This is a genomic window from Atlantibacter sp. RC6 (assembly GCF_014193285.1).
Lineage (GTDB): Bacteria > Pseudomonadota > Gammaproteobacteria > Enterobacterales > Enterobacteriaceae > Atlantibacter.
This window is the reverse complement of sequence record NZ_JACHZE010000006.1, coordinates 184,523-203,314: the sequence shown is the minus strand read 5'-3', so window position 1 is coordinate 203,314 and position 18,792 is coordinate 184,523. Positions and strand designations below refer to the sequence as shown.

Annotated in this window: 16 protein-coding genes; 10 read left to right on the top strand and 6 right to left on the bottom strand. The window is 56.4% G+C overall.

All coding sequences use genetic code 11. From position 1 onward, the window contains the following. The first annotated feature begins 89 nt into the window (after window positions 1–89). Both FHW74_RS15015 and FHW74_RS15010 read left to right on the top strand, forming a co-directional pair. Window positions 90–632 (top strand): helix-turn-helix domain-containing protein, encoded by a 543-nt coding sequence (locus FHW74_RS15015; protein WP_183171203.1) that lies wholly within the window; start codon window positions 90–92, stop codon window positions 630–632. Window positions 633–719: 87 nt separating this feature from the next. Continuing rightward, window positions 720–2,684 carry a U32 family peptidase gene (locus tag FHW74_RS15010; RefSeq protein ID WP_183171202.1) on the top strand — a complete coding sequence of 655 codons (1,965 nt, stop codon included), beginning with the start codon at window positions 720–722 and terminating at the stop codon, window positions 2,682–2,684. A gap of 34 nt (window positions 2,685–2,718) precedes the next feature. On the opposite strand, the gene treF is transcribed toward FHW74_RS15010, so the two are convergent. After that, window positions 2,719–4,368, bottom strand: a complete 1,650-nt coding sequence (gene treF / locus FHW74_RS15005; protein WP_183171201.1) for an alpha,alpha-trehalase TreF — start codon at window positions 4,366–4,368, stop codon at window positions 2,719–2,721. Between the two features lie 454 nt (window positions 4,369–4,822). On the opposite strand from treF, the gene FHW74_RS15000 reads away from it, so the two are divergent. Then, entirely contained in the window at window positions 4,823–5,908 is a 1,086-nt protein-coding gene (locus FHW74_RS15000; protein WP_183171200.1) for an NADH:flavin oxidoreductase/NADH oxidase, read from the top strand. 4 nt (window positions 5,909–5,912) lie between these two features. Here FHW74_RS15000 and FHW74_RS14995 read toward each other — a convergent pair whose 3' ends face one another. From FHW74_RS14995 to FHW74_RS14975, 5 genes are all read right to left on the bottom strand, one after another. Continuing rightward, window positions 5,913–6,143, bottom strand: coding sequence for a DUF2554 family protein (locus FHW74_RS14995; protein WP_183171199.1), 231 nt, complete (start codon window positions 6,141–6,143; stop codon window positions 5,913–5,915). Window positions 6,144–6,306: 163 nt separating this feature from the next. Next, window positions 6,307–6,438, bottom strand: a complete 132-nt coding sequence (locus FHW74_RS14990) for a DUF2474 domain-containing protein (protein ID WP_183171198.1) — start codon at window positions 6,436–6,438, stop codon at window positions 6,307–6,309. After that, entirely contained in the window at window positions 6,438–7,445 is a 1,008-nt protein-coding gene (gene cydB / locus FHW74_RS14985) for a cytochrome d ubiquinol oxidase subunit II (RefSeq protein ID WP_183171197.1), read from the bottom strand. Before cydB ends, FHW74_RS14990 begins: the two co-directional genes overlap by 1 nt. Continuing rightward, on the bottom strand, window positions 7,445–8,845 hold the full coding sequence (locus tag FHW74_RS14980) for a cytochrome ubiquinol oxidase subunit I (protein WP_183171196.1): 1,401 nt from the start codon (window positions 8,843–8,845) through the stop codon (window positions 7,445–7,447). Before FHW74_RS14980 ends, cydB begins: the two co-directional genes overlap by 1 nt. Window positions 8,846–9,057: 212 nt before the next feature. Next, window positions 9,058–9,462 (bottom strand): g-type lysozyme inhibitor, encoded by a 405-nt coding sequence (locus tag FHW74_RS14975; protein WP_183171195.1) that lies wholly within the window; start codon window positions 9,460–9,462, stop codon window positions 9,058–9,060. Between the two features lie 219 nt (window positions 9,463–9,681). Here FHW74_RS14975 and FHW74_RS14970 point away from each other — a divergent pair, with 219 nt between their 5' ends. From FHW74_RS14970 to FHW74_RS14940, 7 genes are all read left to right on the top strand, one after another. Then, a complete protein-coding gene (locus tag FHW74_RS14970; protein ID WP_183171194.1) occupies window positions 9,682–11,091 on the top strand; it encodes a PLP-dependent aminotransferase family protein in 1,410 nt (469 codons plus the stop codon). A 345-nt stretch (window positions 11,092–11,436) separates the two neighbouring features. Further along, complete coding sequence (ydcS, locus tag FHW74_RS14965) at window positions 11,437–12,573, top strand: putative ABC transporter substrate-binding protein YdcS (protein WP_183171193.1); 1,137 nt, start codon at window positions 11,437–11,439, stop codon at window positions 12,571–12,573. 38 nt (window positions 12,574–12,611) lie between these two features. After that, on the top strand, window positions 12,612–13,625 hold the full coding sequence (locus FHW74_RS14960) for an ABC transporter ATP-binding protein (protein WP_183171192.1): 1,014 nt from the start codon (window positions 12,612–12,614) through the stop codon (window positions 13,623–13,625). 1 nt (window position 13,626) lies between these two features. Then, window positions 13,627–14,571: an ABC transporter permease gene (locus FHW74_RS14955; protein WP_183171191.1), complete on the top strand. Its 945-nt coding sequence runs from the start codon at window positions 13,627–13,629 to the stop codon at window positions 14,569–14,571. Continuing rightward, window positions 14,561–15,367, top strand: a complete 807-nt coding sequence (locus FHW74_RS14950) for an ABC transporter permease (protein WP_151605109.1) — start codon at window positions 14,561–14,563, stop codon at window positions 15,365–15,367. The genes FHW74_RS14955 and FHW74_RS14950 overlap by 11 nt, the downstream gene beginning before the upstream one ends. A gap of 24 nt (window positions 15,368–15,391) precedes the next feature. Then, a complete protein-coding gene (gene patD, locus FHW74_RS14945) occupies window positions 15,392–16,816 on the top strand; it encodes an aminobutyraldehyde dehydrogenase (RefSeq protein ID WP_183171190.1) in 1,425 nt (474 codons plus the stop codon). A 522-nt stretch (window positions 16,817–17,338) separates the two neighbouring features. Next, the gene (locus FHW74_RS14940; protein WP_183171189.1) at window positions 17,339–18,745 is read left to right on the top strand and encodes a tetratricopeptide repeat protein; all 1,407 of its coding nucleotides are present in this window, start codon (window positions 17,339–17,341) and stop codon (window positions 18,743–18,745) included. Window positions 18,746–18,792 lie beyond the last annotated feature (47 nt).

The window sequence follows — 18,792 nt, the reverse complement described above, 5'->3', positions numbered from 1 at the left end:
TTGTGCGTTATAGCGTCCACGGAAAATAACACTGTGCGCTATAACGCACAAGCAGGTAAACTGAGGTTTTTGAACCAATGGGATACGTTATGGATATTGCCGCCCATCTTAGCGATACGCTGAAAACTCTGCGCCAGGCGCGCGGCTGGAGTTTAACCCAGGCCGCCGAACAGACCGGCGTATCCAAAGCGATGTTGGGGCAGATCGAGCGTCAGGAATCCAGCCCGACAATCGCGACGCTGTGGAAAATCGCCACCGGTTTTAACGTACCCTTTTCGGCGTTTATAGCCCCGTCTCAGGCCAGCGAGCGGCCAGTTTACGACGCCCATCAGGGCATGACCGCCGAGCCGCTGTTCCCGTTTGATGAACAGCTGGGTTTTGATCTGCTGGTGGTCACGCTGGCTCCCGGCGCGATGAGCGAATCCTCCGCCCATGAGGCGGGCGCGATTGAGCATGTGGTGGTCATCAGCGGTGAAGTCGCATTACAGATCCAGGGCGTGTGGCAGACGCTGCAAGCAGGAGAAGGGCGGCGCTTTGCCGCCGACCAGCCCCATGCTTATCGAAATCCCACCTCGTCGCCAACCTGTTTTCACTCCTTAATTCACTACCCGCGATCCGCAATACAAACGTGAGAAGTTAGCTTGCGGCAGTAAGGCTTCATATCCGCCGGGCTTCTGTCTACAATAGCCGCCATTTTCAAAACTGGATAACGACAAAACATGCGCCTGCACCCCCATCATCTTGAACTTCTGAGCCCGGCACGCGACACCGCCATCGCCCGTGAAGCGATCCTTCATGGCGCCGACGCGGTGTATATCGGCGGCCCGGGCTTTGGCGCGCGCCACAACGCCAGCAACAGCCTGCGCGATATCGCCGAGCTGGTGCCGTTCGCCCACCGCTACGGCGCGAAGATTTTCGTGACGCTCAACACCATTCTTCACGATGATGAACTGGAACCGGCGCAAACGCTGATCCACCAGCTGTGGCAGGCGGGCGTGGATGCGCTGATTGTCCAGGACATGGGCGTGCTGGAACTGGATATCCCGCCGATTGAGCTGCATGCCAGCACCCAATGCGATATCCGCAGCGTGGAAAAGGCGAAGTTTCTTTCTGACGTGGGGTTCTCGCAAATCGTGCTGGCGCGTGAGCTGAACCTTAACCAGATCAAAGCGATTCACGATAGCGTCGACGCCACCATTGAATTCTTTATTCACGGCGCGCTGTGCGTGGCGTATTCCGGGCAATGCAACATTTCCCATGCCCAGACGGGGCGCAGCGCCAACCGCGGCGACTGCTCCCAGGCCTGCCGTTTGCCGTACACCCTGAAAGACGATCAGGGCCGCGTGGTCGCCTATGAAAAGCACCTGCTGTCGATGAAAGACAACGATCAGAGCGCCAACCTGACGGCGCTGGTGGACGCGGGCGTGCGCTCCTTCAAAATCGAAGGGCGCTACAAAGATATGAGCTACGTGAAAAACATCACGGCTTATTACCGTCAATTGCTGGATGAAGTGATGGAGCAGCGCGGCGATCTGGCGCGCGCGTCGGCAGGGGTGACCCAGCACTTTTTTGTGCCATCCCCGGATAAAACCTTCCATCGCGGCAGTACCGACTATTTTGTCAACGAGCGAAAGATTGATATCGGCGCGTTTGATTCACCGAAATTTATCGGCCTGCCGGTGGGCGAAGTGATGAAAGTGGCGAAAGACCACCTTGACGTTGATGTCAGCGAGCCGCTGTCAAACGGCGACGGGTTGAACGTGCTGATAAAGCGTGAAGTGGTAGGGTTCCGGGCCAATACCGTAGAAAAACTTGCCGAACGCCGTTACCGCGTCTGGCCGAACGAGATGCCGGATGCCCTGAAAACGTTGCGTGCGCATCATCCGCTGAACCGCAACCTGGATCACAACTGGCAGCAGGCGCTGTTGAAAACCTCCAGCGAGCGTCGGGTCGCGGTGGATATCGAGCTGGGCGGCTGGCAGGAACAACTGATCCTGACCATGACGTCCGAAGAGGGCGTCAGCGTGACGCGCACGCTGGACGGCGAGTTCAGCGAAGCCAATAACCCAGAAAAAGCCTACAATAGCTTGCGTGACGGTGTCACAAAACTCGGTCAGACGATGTATTACGCCCGGGCCGTGACCATCAATCTGCCCGGCGCATTGTTTGTGCCGAGCAGCCAGCTTAACCAGTTGCGCCGCGAAACCAGCGAGGCGCTGGATGAGGCCCGGCTGGCAGCCTATCAACGTGCGACCCGTAAAGCGGTGAGTGACCCTGCGCCGGTCTACCCGGACAGCCATTTAAGCTTCCTGGCGAACGTTTATAACCATAAAGCGCGCGAGTTTTACCATCGCTACGGCGTACAACTGATCGACGCGGCGTTTGAAGCGCATCAGGAAAAGGGCGATGTGCCGGTGATGATCACCAAACACTGCCTGCGTTTCGCTTTTAATTTGTGCCCGAAACAGGCGAAGGGATCGATTAAAAGCTGGAAGGCCACGCCGATGCAGTTGATCCACGGCGATGAGGTGTTGACGCTGAAGTTTGATTGTCGTCCCTGCGAAATGCACGTTATCGGCAAAATCAAAAATCACATTCTCAAGATGCCGCTGCCAGGCAGCGGCGTGGTGGCGTCCATTAGCCCGGAAGAGCTGTTAAAAACCGTTCCGGGCCGCAAAGCCTGAAACAACAGCGCCGCCTGAAAGGCGACGCTGCGGATTAGGGTTCCCCGTACAGGCTGATTAACCGGCGGGTAACCCCGTTGGTCCAGCCAAAGCCATCCTGCAACGGATACTCACCCCCGCCACCCGGTTGCGGTGCGTAATCGGCGATGTGATATTTCTCAACCAGTTTGTTTTGCTCCATATACACGCGCTTGACGGTGCGCATCCAGTTATGGGCAATAATGTCTGCCAGCGAGTCTTCGCTGTAGTTTTTGAAACCCTGGATCGCCATCCACTGGAGCGGCGCCCAGCCGTTGGGTTTGTCCCACTGCTGGTCGCTTTCCACATCGGTCGCCAGAATACCGCCCGGCGTCAACAGCCGTTCGCGCACGTTGAGCGCGATTTTCTGCGCCTGTTCGTGGGTCGCCATGCCGACATACAGCGGCACCACGCAGGCGGCGGAGAACGAGGCCAGGCATTCGCGCCGCCAGTCGTAATCACGGTAGGTGCCGGTGGTCTCATCCCACAGGTAGCGGTTCATGGCGCTGCGGCGCGCCAGCGCTTTTTCCCGGAAGCGGGCCGCCATCAGGGCATCCTGCTTCAGGCCAGCGATATTGGAAATCGCGGTTTCCAGCTTGTAGAGAAAGGCGTTCAAATCCACCGGAATAAACTGGGTGGTACGAATGCTCGCCAGACGGTCGGCATCGCGTAACCAGCGGGTGGAGTAGTCCCAGCCCGACTCCGCGCCGGCACGCAGATCTCGGTACACTTCGCTGGCCGGTCGGCCCGATAATTTGGCGGTTTCCACATCCTCATACCAGGATTCATCACGCGGTGTGTCGCGGTCGTCCCAGTAACGGTTGAGCAGCGCGCCGTCGGGCATTTTTACCGCGCGGCGATAGGCCTGGTTGTAATCCAGGCTGTCTGCGCCATCCATCCAGAAGGCGTACTCCATCAACAGATGGTCAAGATAGCGCCGGGCGCCGCGCACCCCGTCCTCTTCGAACAGCTCGACCATCAGCGCAAACACCGGCGGCTGCGAGCGGCTGAGATAATAGGTGCGATTGCCGTTCGGGATATGACCGTAGTTTTCGATCATCCAGGCGAAGTTATCCGCCATGCAGCGCAGCAGATCGTTGCGGCCGCTTTCGGCAAGCCCCAGCATGGTGTAATAGGAGTCCCAGTAATAGGTCTCGCGAAATCGTCCCCCCGGAACGATGTAAGACTGGGGCAACGGCAGCAGCGAGGAGAACTCAATATGCTCCTGCGGCTCACGGGTCAGGACCGGCCACAGGCTGTCGATATGGTCTTTCAGGCTGCGATCCGGGTCGGAAATATAGGCTTTGCTGTAGTCTGCGGGCAGATGAAAATGGTCGTGGACGAATTTCTCCAGGTTAAAACCCGGATAGCGTTTCGCACGACGATAATTGAGTAAAATTGCCAGCGGCGTCATCTTGGGCGCGCAGTCGGCAAAAGTTTTGCTGTCCGGGAAAATGCGCGAAGACTGCACGTTCTCATACAGCTCCAGATAACGATCCGCTGGGGTCAGCGCATCCGGAGCGGGCATGCCTTCGATTGTTTCGGGCAGCGGTTCCGCTTCGACCATCTCATCCAGCTTGAGCTCACAGGGATCGAACTCATACCGAACGTCTTCGTCGTAGGCTTCTGATTCCGTTAATGTGAGTCGAGATGTCTGATTAAGCATACTAATAACAACCTCCAGAGTCGCTTTTTGTGAAAGCATTACTCTTAAGTTTAGCAAATGGATTTGTCGGGCCGGTAAGCGGCAAGAACTCAGGGCGCGAAGGCCGATACAACTGACGCATCATGGATGCAAATGGGCAGTAAATTCATTCATTTCGCAACATGTTAACTGCCTGGGGAAATAATCTGATAATTCACCCTGTCGCACTCCGGCCGGTCTGGCAAAGAGCGCGAAAGCATAATTGTAACGCGTTTGCCTGGTGGAAAATCAAGCAACTTTTTCTACAAACATCTCTATATTCGTAAATATTATGCGTTTTCAGGAAACATCCGGTAACCGGATATTAAGCGCGGCAGGCTTTACCCGCAAAAATCGCCAACAGAGTCAGACAGTTCCTTTCTATACTGGACGGCAGCGTTAAGTTTAGTGGAATTACCATCCCTGGAGGTTTGTGATGAGTCATCTGTTTTCCGCGGGGCAGCTTGGCGAGCTTGCCCTGAGTAACCGCATAATTATCGCGCCGATGTGCCAGTATTCCGCCGATAACGGCGCGCCGACCAGCTGGCACAGCGTACATCTCGGTACCCTGGCGCAGTCGGGAGCTGGGCTGCTGATCATCGAAGCCACCTCGGTAACGCCGGAAGGGCGCATTTCACCCTGGGATTTAGGGATCTGGAGCGATGAGCTGGGTGACGCCTTGCAGCAGGAAGTCGAGAAAATCCGCCGTTGGTCGCCAATAAAACTCGGTATTCAGTTAGGCCATGCGGGCCGTAAGGCCTCGGTGGACGCGCCCTGGAAGGGCGGGAAATCGCTGTCGGATAGCGAAGGCGGCTGGGAAACCCTCGCGCCGTCGGCGCTGGCGTTTGGCGAATACCGCGCGCCGAAGGCCATGAGCGCAGAAGAGATCGCCGATATTAAGCAGGCGTTCGTGGACGGGGCGCGCCGTGCGCAACAAGCGGGCTTCGACCTGATTGAACTGCATGCCGCCCACGGCTACCTGCTGCACCAGTTCCTGTCGCCGCTGTCGAACCAGCGTACGGACAATTATGGCGGCAGCCTGGAAAACCGCATCCGGCTGGTGCTGGAAATATTTGATGAAGTTCAGGCCGCTGTGTCGCTGCCGGTGGGCGTGCGTATCTCCGCCACCGACTGGGCGGAAGGCGGCTGGGATATCGACAGTTCGATTCACCTGGCGAAAGCGCTGGAACAACGCGGCAGCGCCTATATTCACGTCTCTTCCGGCGGCCTGTCGCCCGCGCAGCAAATCGCCATTAGCCCGAACTATCAGGTGCCTTTCGCCCAGCAGATCCAGCAGCAGGTGAAGACGCCGGTGATCGCTGTGGGGCTGATCACTGAGCCGGAGCAGGCGGAGGCGATTATCGCCACCGGGCAGGCGGAGTTTATCGCTCTGGCGCGCGGGATCCTGTTTAACCCGCGCTGGCCGTGGCATGCGGCGGCGAAGCTCGGCAGTAAAATCGCCGTCGCTCCGCAATATCAGCGCAGCGAGCCGCATCACCTGCGTGGGCTGTTCTCAGTCTGAGCCGTTAATTCTGGTGCATGCCCGGCTTGCGGGATTTGGACCAGTAATGGTGCTCCCGCACATCCAGCGCTGCCTCTTCGGCGGCGCTTCTTATTTCATCGCTGTCTGCGCAATGGCGCAGCGTGGTGTCAGCGTTGTGCACTTTATAAAAAATATGTCCGTCGCGTTGCGCCGCGCTCTGGCCCGAAAAAAGCGACGCGCATAACAGCAGGGCGCCGATCAGCTTCTTTATCATAAGGTTGCTCCGTTCACTGGTGGTGCTAATTTCGCAATAATAACGTAGGGTTATTATTGCGAATATTAAAAGCCTGCAAACCCTGTGTCAGTTTTGCAAAGTCTCACGAAGAAGCGTGTTGGTTGCTATTGGGTTGAGGTTGACCCTGATTTACTGACTGATCCTAATGGGATTTAAACCCGGCGGCGGCCATGATCACCCGGAAAAACAGGCCCACCGCCGCCAGCGTCAACACGCTGCCGCCCCAAATCACCGCCAGCCAGAACAGGCGTTTCGACCAGAGTGTCGTTTTCATCAGTGATACCCCTCTCCGTGTTGCACCTTGCCGCGAAATACGTAGTAGCTCCAGAAGGTGTAAATCAAAATAATCGGGATAATCAGCAGCGCGCCGACCAGCATAAAGCTGAGGCTGGAGGCGGGCGCGGCGGCCTGCCAGATGCTGATGTGCGGTGGGATAATCTGCGGCCAGATGCTGATCCCTAATCCGCTGAAACCCAGGAAAATCAGCCCCAGCGTCAGGACAAACGGCAACGTATGGCTGCGGCTATCCGCCACGCAGCGCCACAGCCAGAAGCTGAAGGCGATGACCAACAGCGGCACTGGCAGCAGCCAGAACAGATTGGGCAGGGTAAACCAGCGCGCGGCGATATCCGCATGGGCCAGCGGTGTCCAGAGACTGATCCCGGCGATAACCGCTAACAACGCCAGCAGCAGCGGGCGGGTCAGGATGCGCATCCGCTTCTCAAGCGGGTTTTCGCTTTTCATTACCAGCCAGGTCGCGCCGAGCAGGGCATAGGCCACCACTAAGCCCAGGCCGCAGAACAGGTTGAACGCCGTTAGCCAGCCAAGCGGCGAGCCGCTGAAGGCGCGTCCGGTGACCTCAAATCCGCTGACCACCGCGCCGACCACCACGCCCTGGCAAAAGGTCGCCAGAATCGAACCGGCCATAAAGGCGTTATCCCAGAACGGGCGGTGGCCCGGCGTGGCTTTGAAGCGGAATTCAAATGCCACGCCGCGAAAAATCAGCCCAATCAGCATTAATGACAGCGGAATGGTCAGGGCATCGACGATCACCGCGTAAGCCAGCGGAAAGGCGCCGAACAGCCCGGCTCCGCCCAGCACCAGCCAGGTCTCATTGCCGTCCCACACCGGGGCGACGCTGTTGACCATCACGTCGCGGTCGTCGTTATCGCGGATAAACGGGAACAGAATGCCAATCCCCAGATCGAAACCGTCCATCACGATGTACATCAGGGTGGCGAATACGATAATCACAAACCAGATAATGGCGAAATCAAACATTATACGGTCTCCCCGGAAGTGGTTTGACTGACGGCGGAGAGCGGGCGAGCAGGCGTGCCGTTTAGCGGCGGCAGCGCGTCTTCGGGCTGCGGACCTTTCTTAATCAGCCGCACCATGTAGCTGTACCCGACGCCGAACACCGACATATACACCACGAAAAACGCCAGCAGGCTGATGCTCATATGCAGTGTGCCGTGGGCAGACACCGCGTCCGCAGTGCGTTGCAGGCCATACACCACCCAGGGCTGGCGGCCCACTTCGGTGGTGACCCATCCGGCGAGAATGGCGATAAGACCCGAGGGGCCCATCCACAGCGCAAAACGCAGGAACGGACGCGAGGTGTACAGCCGTTGTTTGTAGCGCAGCCACACTGCCAGCGCCCCGAGCAGCAGCATCAACATGCCCAGCCCGGCCATAATGCGGAACGACCAGAACACAATCGGCGAATTGGGGCGGTCGGCTTTGGGGAACTCCTTCAGGGCCGGAACCTGCTTATCCAGACTGTGAGTCAAAATCAGGCTGCCGAGCGCCGGGATCGCCAGCCCGTAGCGGGTGCGCTCTTGTTCCATATCCGGCCAGCCGAACAGCAGCAGCGGCGTCGGTTCGCCGGGCGGGTTTTCCCAGTGGCCTTCAATGGCGGCGATTTTCGCAGGCTGATGCTTAAGCGTATTCAGCCCGTGCATATCGCCCACCAGCGCCTGGATAGGCGCGACGATAAGCGTCATCCACAGCGCCATTGAAAACATGGTGCGGATGGCGGGCGTGTTGTTACCACGCAGCAGATGCCAGGCCGCCGATGCGCCGACAAACAGGGCGCTGCTCAAAAACGCGGCGATAGTCATATGGAACAGGCGGTACGGGAAAGAGGGGTTGAAGATCACCGCGAACCAGTCCACCGGCACCACCTGGCCGTTAATGATTTCGTGCCCCTGGGGCGTCTGCATCCAGCTGTTAGAGGCCAGGATCCAGAAGGTGGACATCAGCGTGCCCAGCGCCACCATACAGGTCGAGAAAAAGTGCAACCCCGGCCCGACCTTGTTCCAGCCGAACAGCATCACGCCGAGGAAACCGGCTTCGAGGAAGAACGCGGTCAACACTTCATAGGTGAGTAGCGGGCCGGTAATACTGCCCGCGAACTGGGAAAATCCGCTCCAGTTGGTGCCGAACTGATAGGCCATCACCAGCCCCGATACCACGCCCATCCCGAAGTTAACGGCGAAGATTTTCGACCAGAAATGGTACAGCGAACGCCATAGCGGATTTTTAGTTTTCAGCCACATACCTTCCAGCACCGCCAGATAGCTGGCGAGCCCGATGGTAATGGCCGGGAAGATGATGTGAAAAGAAACGGTAAACGCGAACTGTATTCGCGCTAAGTGAAACGCATCCAAATCAAACATGCCTGGCTCCTGACAAGAGTTCTGACGGGAGGATAGGCTCAGGCGAGGCGGATTATTAGAAACAGTGGCGGAGTATTTGGGTATAACAGTTTTAATAAACAGGTCTGTGACGAGATTTTGTTATGGTTTTGCGGGCAGGGTATGAGGGGTTATCCTGATTACTCATACCTGTTTCTCGCGGTAAAGCGGCTGGTTTCCCAGCCGCAAATAAACTACTTCACACTCACCGTCAGCGTATGCGGCACTTTAGCGCCTTTACGGGCAGTGGCGCGGGTCTGGAAGACCTGAACGGTATATTTACCGCTGGCTGGCAGTTTCGCCGTCCAGTCGCCGCCGACATAGCCGGAACCCAGCGCCTCTGCAGCGCCCGGCGTTGCGCCAGGGCCAAAGACGTTAAAATTAGCGTTGTTGCTGCCAGCGATTTTCACCGTCATCTGCTGGCCCTGTTTTGCCGTCACGGTGTAATTGATGCTGTCGTACCCGGCAAAGGTGCCTTTCATCTGGGCGCTGGAGGTGCCTTTGGCGAATTGTACCGGAACCGTGGTGACGTTATCCGCAGCCAGAGCCGGCGCGGCGAGGAAACAACATAACATTGAGCTGGCAATCAAGTTTTTCATAAATCGCGTTCCGTTGGAGTGTGTGACTAATCTGAAACGCAGTGTATTCCTGAAACATGATATATCAACGCGAATCATTGACCGTAAAAATGTTCAGGATTGTTCTCAGTAAAAAACGCGTTTTCTGTTATTGGCAGCCGAATAAGTTGTTAATCGCTTTTGCTGCCGCTCGCAGAGGGTTGCAATATTGTTATAATCCCGCCACAAACGGGAGGGACCATGAAAAAATACCAGCGGCTGGCGCAGCAGATTATCGATCAGATTGAATTAGGCGTCTGGCAACCGGGTGACCGGCTTCCCTCCCTGCGCGAACAGTGCGCCAGCGGCGATATCAGTTTTATGACCGTCAGCCACGCTTACCAGACGCTGGAAAGCCAGGGCGTGATCGTGGCGCGCCCGCAGTCGGGCTATTACGTCGCGCCGCGCCCGACCACGCCGTCACGCGCGCCCGCCGCCCAGGTGATGCGCAATGAAGCGGTGGATATCAATACCTATATTTTCGACGTCTTACAGGCCAGTTGCGACGCCAGCGTAGTGCCGTTTGGCTCGGCGTTTCCCGATCCGCGTTTGTTCCCGCTGGCCCAGCTCAACCGCTCGCTGGCGAACGTCAGTAAAACCGCCACCGCCATGAGCGTGATCGACAACCTGCCGCCGGGCAATGAAGCGCTGCGCCACGCCATCGCCCGACGCTATGCCCAGCAGGGGATTAACGTCTCGCCGGATGAAATCGTGATCACCGCCGGGGCGCTGGAAGCGCTCAACCTCAGCCTCCAGGCGGTCACCGAGCCTGGCGACTGGGTGATCGTTGAAAATCCCTGTTTTTACGGCGCGCTTCAGGCGCTGGAGCGGCTGCGTTTAAAAGCGCTATCGGTGGCAACCACGCCGGAAAGCGGTATCGATCTGGCCGCCCTCGAACAGGCGCTGAATGACTATCCGGTCAAAGCCTGCTGGCTAATGACCAACAGCCAGAATCCGCTGGGCTTTACCCTGAGCCCGGAAAAGAAAGCGCAACTGGTCGCGCTGCTGACGCGCCATAATGTGGCGCTGATTGAAGACGATGTGTATAGCGAGCTCTATTACGGACGGGAAAAGCCGCTGCCCGCGCTGGCCTGGGATACCCAAAGCCAGGTGCTGCACTGTTCGTCATTTTCCAAATGCCTGGTGGCGGGTTTTCGCATCGGCTGGGTGGCGGCGGGCCGTCACGCCCGGCGGATCCAACAGCTACAGTTAATGAGTACGCTTTCGACCAGCTCGCCGATGCAACTGGCGCTGGTGGATTATCTCTCCTCCCGGCGTTACGACAATTACCTGCGCCGGCTGCGCCGCGAGCTGGCCCAGCGCAAACAGCAGGCATGGCAGTCGCTGTGCCGCCATTTACCGCAGGAAGTCAAAATCCACCGCAGCGAAAGCGGCTATTTCTTATGGATAGAATTACCCGAAGGCCTGGATGCCGGGCAGCTTAGCGAGCAGGCGTTGGCCCATAAAATCAGCATCGCGCCGGGCAAAATGTTCACCACCGAGCGTATTTACGACAGCTATTTCCGCTTCAATGCCTCCTGGGCGTGGGGCGACCGGGAAGAGCAGGCGGTAAAAACGCTGGGGTCGTTAATCCGTGCGTTATCAAAATAAAGCGCTAAATAATTAACCTGGCGTATTGCATGATTATTTTCTCGTTCGTTGAATAACTTATTTTCTGCGATTAACAATATTGATATTTTTTAATGATGGTTATTTCTGCAAGCCGCGAAAATAACTGTCATAGGAAATATTGATATCGTCAAAAAAAGCTAACCCCCTGTCTATACTGTAAAAAAGTTGTCGCGCCGTTTGCATGGAATAATGCGCGGTTTGTCACATCCTTAATAAATTTCTGGCAAACAACAGGAATGGTTTTAAGGCGACGGCTATTTTTTTATTGGGACATAATTTTACGGCAAGGCTGCCTGATACGACTTCAGACAGGAGTATGGGTTTATGAATAAGAAATTTGCGCTGAGCACCATGAGTGCGCTGTGCCTGACTGTGCTTACCGCACAGGCAGCCGACAGCGATGCCAAAGGGGAAGGGCGTCTGGATATTATCGCCTGGCCGGGGTACATCGAACGCGGGCAGACCGATAAACAATACGACTGGGTGACCCAGTTCGAGAAAGAAACCGGCTGCGAAGTGAACGTGAAAACCGCCGCCACCTCGGATGAGATGGTGAGCCTGATGGCGAAAGGCGGCTACGACCTGGTGACCGCCTCCGGGGATGCCTCGCTGCGCCTGATCATGGGTAAACGCGTTCAGCCTATTGATACCAGCAAAATTGCCAACTGGAAAAACGTCGATCCGCGGCTGGTGAAAGGCGAATGGTTTAACGTTGATGGCAAAGTTTACGGCACGCCGTATCAGTGGGGGCCGAACCTGCTGATGTACAACACCAAAACCTTTACTACCCCGCCGGATAGCTGGGCGGTGCTGTTTGTGAAGCAGGATCTGCCGGACGGCAAATCCAACCAGGGACGCGTGCAGGCGTATGACGGGCCGATCTATATCGCCGATGCCGCGCTGTATCTGAAAACCGCGCAGCCGGATTTAAAAATCAACGATCCGTACCAGCTCACCGAAGAGCAGTACCAGGCGGTACTGAAAGTGCTGCGCGATCAGCATCAACTGGTGCACCGCTACTGGCATGACACCACCGTTCAGATGAGCGATTTCAAAAACGAAGGCGTGGTCGCCTCCAGCGCCTGGCCGTATCAGGCCAACGCCTTGAAAGCCGAAGACCAGCCTGTTGCCACTGTGTTCCCGAAAGAGGGCGTCACCGGCTGGGCCGATACCACCATGCTGCACGCTCAGGCAAAACACCCGGTCTGCGCCTATAAGTGGATGAACTGGTCGCTGACCCCGAAAGTGCAGGGTGATGTGGCCGCCTGGTTCGGCTCGCTGCCAGCGGTAGTGGAAGGATGTAAAGCCAGCCAACTGCTGGGTGAGAAAGGCTGCGCAACCAACGGCTTCGATTATTTCGATAAGATTGTGTTCTGGAAAACCCCGGTTGCCAACGGCGGGAAGTTTGTTCCGTACAGCCGCTGGACGCAGGACTATATCGCCATTATGGGCGGACGCTAATCGACCGATCCAGTTGGCTTTTGTAAAGCGGGGTTACCATGTCTTACGCAGTTGAATTTATCAATGTTAGCCGCCTGTACGGAGACGTGCGGGCGGTGGATGACGTCACCATCAGGATCAACGATGGCGAGTTCTTCTCCATGCTGGGGCCGTCCGGCTCCGGCAAAACCACCTGTCTGCGGCTTATCGCCGGTTTTGAACAGCTGTCGTCAGGGTCGATCCGCATCTTCGGCCAGGAAGCGCGCGATCTGCCGCCCTGGCAGCGGGATGTGAATACCGTGTTCCAGGACTACGCGCTGTTTCCGCACATGTCGGTGCTGGAAAACGTGGCCTACGGGCTGATGGTCAAAGGCGTCGATAAAAAGACGCGGCTGGCGAAAGCGGCCCAGGCGCTGGACCAGGTGGCGCTTGGCTTTACTCACGCCCGTAAGCCGTCGCAGCTTTCCGGCGGCCAGCGTCAGCGCGTCGCCATCGCCCGGGCGCTGGTCAATCAGCCACGTGTGCTGCTGCTGGATGAACCGCTCGGCGCGTTGGATCTTAAACTGCGCGAACAGATGCAGAGCGAACTGAAAAAACTCCAGCGCGAGCTGGGTATCACCTTTATTTTCGTCACCCACGATCAGGGGGAAGCGCTGTCGATGTCTGACCGGGTGGCGGTGTTTAACAATGGCCGTATCGAGCAGGTGGATTCGCCGCGCGAACTGTATATGCGCCCGCGCACCCCGTTTGTCGCCGGGTTCGTCGGCACCTCCAACGTGCTGACCGCCGAGCAGGTGCAGCGGCTGTGGGGCGGCAGCGGGGCGTATTCCCTGCGCCCGGAACATATCCAGCTTAATCAGCCGGGTGACATTCAGGTGCAGGGCACGGTGCAGGAGATCCAGTACCAGGGCGCGGCGACGCGTCTCGAATTGCGGCTCGATGACGGCGGGCGGTTGCTGGTCAGCCAGGCTAACCTTTATGACATACAGCCTGACGGCGCTTTTCGCATCGGACAGCCGGTTCTGGCCTCCTGGTCCCGTGACGCGATGATCCCATTGCACGCGGAGGGATGACATGGATATGACGCTCCCGCAACCCACTCAACAGCCCGGTCTGATGCGTCGCGTTACCGCCTTTTTCTGGGCGCGCCCGACGCTGTGGCTGCTGCTATTGCTGCTGCCGCCGCTGATGTGGTTCGGCGTGGTCTATTTAGGATCGCTGCTGACCCTGCTGTGGCAAGGCTTCTACACCTTTGACGACTTCACCATGTCGGTGACGTCGGATTTGACCCTGGCTAACCTGCAAGCGCTATTCCAGCCGGCTAACTACGACATCATCGTGCGCACCGTGACGATGGCGATTGTCGTCACCCTCGCCAGCGCGGTGGTGGCGTTCCCGATTGCCTACTACATGGCGCGCTATGTGCACGGCAAAATGAAAGCGTTTTTTTATATCGCCGTGATGTTGCCGATGTGGGCCAGCTATATCGTCAAAGCCTACGCCTGGACGTTACTGTTGGCGAAGGACGGTGTGGCGCAGTGGTTCCTGCAACACATGGGATTAGACGGCGCGCTGGCGGCGTTTCTCTCACTGCCGCTGGTGGGCGGCAATACGCTGTCAACCTCCGGATTCGGGCGCTTCCTGGTGTTCGTCTATATCTGGCTGCCGTTTATGATCCTGCCGATTCAGGCGGCGCTGGAGCGTCTGCCGCCGTCGTTGCTGCAAGCTTCGGCGGATTTAGGGGCCACGCCGGCCCAAACGTTCCGCTTCGTGATCCTACCCCTCGCCATTCCCGGTGTGGCGGCGGGCTCTATCTTCACCTTCTCCCTGACGCTGGGCGACTTTATCGTGCCGCAACTGGTGGGCCCGCCGGGGTATTTCATCGGTAATATGGTCTATTCCCAGCAGGGGGCGATCGGCAACATGCCGATGGCGGCTGCCTTTACGCTGGTGCCGATCGTGTTAATTGCCATTTATCTGGCGATCGTCAAACGCCTGGGAGCTTTCGATGCACTCTGAACGCGCACCAATTTGGCTCAAAATCGCCGCCTGGGGCGCGATTGTGTTCCTTCACTGGCCGCTTTTCGTCATTGGCACCTATGCTTTTAATACCGAGGACGCGGCCTTTAGCTTTCCACCCCAGGGCTTCACTCTGAAATGGTTTAGCGTGGCGGCGCAGCGCGGCGATATCCTGGACGCGGTGATGCTATCGGTGAAGATCGCCTCTCTTGCTACCGCGCTGGCGCTGGTACTTGGCACGCTTGCTGCAGCAGCCCTCTGGCGACGTGATTTCTTTGGCAAGAATTCCATCTCGCTGCTGTTGCTGCTGCCGATTGCGCTGCCGGGGATCATCACCGGTATCGCGCTGTTGACCGCCTTTAAAACGGTGGATCTGGAACCCGGTTTTCTGACCATCGTGGTGGGCCACGCCACGTTCTGCGTGGTGGTGGTGTTCAACAATGTGATCGCCCGGTTTCGGCGCACCTCGTACAGCCTGATTGAAGCATCCATGGATTTAGGCGCTGACGGCTGGCAGACCTTCCGCTACGTGATCATGCCGAATCTCGGTTCGGCGCTGCTGGCGGGCGGTATGCTGGCATTTGCGTTGTCGTTTGACGAAATCATCGTCACCACTTTCACCGCGGGGCATGAACGTACGCTGCCGCTGTGGTTGCTCAACCAGCTAGGAAGACCGCGCGATGTGCCCGTCACCAACGTGGTGGCGCTTTGCGTGATGCTGGTCACCACCATCCCGATCCTCGGGGCCTGGTGGCTCACGCGCGATGGCGAAATGGTCGCCGGTAGCGGTAAATAAAATTCGATATCGATGAGGCAGGCTATGCAGAGTCAATTATTGATTAACGGACAACTGGTAGACGGCAAAGGCGAGCGCCTGCCGGTTTACAACCCGGCGACCGGCGAGGTGCTGCTGGAGATCCCCGAGGCCACGGCGCAGCAGGTGAACGACGCCGTGGAAGCCGCCGATGCCGCCTTCGACCAGTGGGGGCAAACGTCGCCAAAAGAGCGCGCCGAAGCGCTGTTGAAGCTGGCAGACGTGATTGAGCAAAACGGTGAAACTTTCGCGAAACTGGAATCTTTGAACTGCGGCAAGCCGTATCACTGCGTGCTGAATGACGAAATTCCGGCGGTGGTGGACGTGTTCCGCTTCTTCGCCGGAGCGGCGCGCTGCCTGAACGGCCTGGCGGCGGGGGAGTACTTGCCGGGGCATACCTCGATGATCCGCCGCGACCCGGTAGGGGTGGTGGCGTCTATCGCGCCGTGGAACTATCCGCTGATGATGGCGGCCTGGAAACTTGGCCCGGCGCTGGCGGCGGGCAACTGCGTGGTGATCAAACCTTCAGAAATCACGCCGCTCACCGCCTTTAAGCTGGCGGAACTGGCGAAAGATATCTTCCCGGCAGGGGTATTGAATGTGCTGTTCGGCACCGGGAAAAACGTCGGCGACCCGTTAACCGGCCATGAAAAAGTGCGCATGGTATCGCTGACCGGCTCCATCGCCACCGGCGCGCATATCGTAAGCCGCACCGCCAGCACCCTGAAACGCACCCATATGGAGTTGGGCGGTAAAGCGCCGGTAATGGTATTTGACGACGCGGATCTCGATGCGGTGGTTGAGGGCATCCGCACCTTCGGTTTTTACAACGCGGGGCAGGACTGCACCGCCGCCTGTCGGATTTACGCCCAGTCGGGCATTTACGCCAGGCTGGTGGAAAAACTGGGTGACGCGGTGGGCAGCCTGAAGTACGGCGCGCCCGATGATGAATCCACCGAACTCGGCCCGCTCAGCTCGCAGGCCCATCTGGAGCGCGTCAGCCAGGCGGTGAACGATGCCAAAGCGCTGGGCCATATCAAGGTGGTAACCGGCGGTGAGAAAGTCGATGGCCCCGGCTATTTCTTTAAGCCGACCGTGCTGGCCGGGGCGAAGCAGGATGACGCCATTGTGCAACAGGAGGTGTTCGGCCCGGTCGTCAGCGTGACGGAATTTAGCGATGAAGCCCAGGCACTGGCGTGGGCCAACGATTCCCGGTACGGGCTGGCGTCATCGGTATGGACCCAGGATGTTGGACGCGCCCATCGCTTAAGCGCCCGTTTACAGTACGGCTGCACCTGGGTGAATACCCACTTTATGCTGGTCAGCGAAATGCCGCATGGCGGGCAGAAACTCTCGGGTTACGGCAAGGATATGTCGGTGTATGGGCTGGAGGATTACACGATTGTTCGGCATGTGATGATAAAACATTGAAAGTAATGTAAGTGGCTGAAATACAAATCTATTGTATTCCGGCCACTTTCTTTTGGGGCACCTGTGGGGCAGTGAAGTCATAATTATCGTTAAGCAGGGCGATCTGATCGCCATTTTTCTCAGACATCCACTTCCCGTATACATTGAAAACCATCTGCGCATTTGTATGCCCCATCTGGGCAGTAGATGAAGAGGGCAACTTTATGCAGGGGTTACTCACTGGCATTCAGCGAACTCAATCCGGAATGTTCTCCCCCAGAAAACATTCTAATGAATTAACAGAACGGTTGAATTTCATCTCTAATGAAAATGCCTTTAAAAAGCACACTTACCAATCAATGTATTGCCATAAGCGGCGATAGGGGTATTTTAATTTAAAATCATGGGGTTAATTGTTGTCTTAGTACTGTTAATGTTTGTGTCATCTCATTTTTGGGGAATATGAACAGGTATTTTATTTTGACTTTTTTTGGGTTTTCCTGTGATGTATTGTTAGATTTTTCATTATTAAAGTAGTGTTTTATGTTTTCTGTTAAAAGTAAATACGCAAATGGGAAGGCATTTCTTTCATATGACTTGCCGGGATACTTTATTGATTACATTCCGTTAGCGGGGGCGACGAAACTTGTTTTTACTTTTGAAAACGCAGATCAACCAAGCCAGCCGCGGCCTGACGGGTTTCGCGAACCTTGGGGTGGGATGTGGCTACATAATCGGGGTTATGCTGTTATTGGAGTTAAACCTAAATTAGTCGAATGGTATCGAGGACGAGATCTGCATGAATTCTTCCGTTCTGAAGAGTTGCAGAGTTTGGTGAGCCAGTTTGAGCAGGTTTTTTTATATGGCTCTTCAATGGGAGGGTTTGCAGCCATGACCTTTGCTGATGCAATACCTGGCGCCACTGTCATAGCTTTCAATCCTCAATCAACATTGGACCCCAGCCTGGTGCCGTGGGACACCCGCTACGAAGAGGGGCGCAAGCAAGACTGGACGGGTGATTTTGCAGATGCGCGCATTGGTACTTCTAGGGCGAAGTCTGTTTTCGTTGCATATGATCCGTTGTTCAAGCTTGACCGTAAACATATCGAGCGCCTAGATCAATCAAATCTTATTGCTTTCAAGATGCCGCTGATGGGGCATATCATTGCTCACTACATGAACGAGGTCGGTATTCTTTCTGCGTTTGTTGAAGGGGCATTGGCAGGAACATTGTCCTCTCATGAATGCAATCGACTAGCCCGAGAACGCCGAAAAACCCCTCGTTATTATTATTGCTTAGGTACTAGATCTGGCTCGGTTATGGTTAAGGAAACATGCCTGCTTAACCTTGCAAAATTCCAGAAATTATCACCGATATACCAGAAAAACCTCATGAGCTTAATCTCTTCTACTGGCTCGTGGCATTTGCTTCAGGAACCTGAGCTTCAAAAAGCTTTGATTGAATTTGATGACGAGAATTTGTTTGAATTGCTCAAACAAGCCTCCGATCATGGCCATCCACGTCAAGCTCTTGAAGTTTCACAACTTGCAATATCCCGTCGAAAAGTTAGTCCCGCTATGCTAATCCTGATCGCAGAATGTCTGTGGAAGTTGGGCCGGTTACAAGAAGCAGAAGCCTACGCAAGATTAGCCGTTCATTGTGCTCCAGCTGGGTATGGCAATGCGTACCGGATTCTTGCAAGAATACTTTTTTCTGACAAGCGTGCCACCGAAGCTCGGGACGTAGCTCAATCAGGAGTTGAAGTTGAGAGGGCAAGTTTTTTGGGATGGTGTGATCTTGCCCGCTACAGCGAAGCAATCGGTGATTTTACTGATGCCCTGATGGCATTCGAGCAGGCAGCTAAACTGCAGCCCGGCAATCCTCATCTAAAGGCGGGTATTGAGAGGCTGAATTTAAAGTTAAGCCCGGATCTGGTCGCTAATACTTAGTTCGCCAGAGGCAAGCATTGAACTCTTAGCTTAAAAACTCAACCACT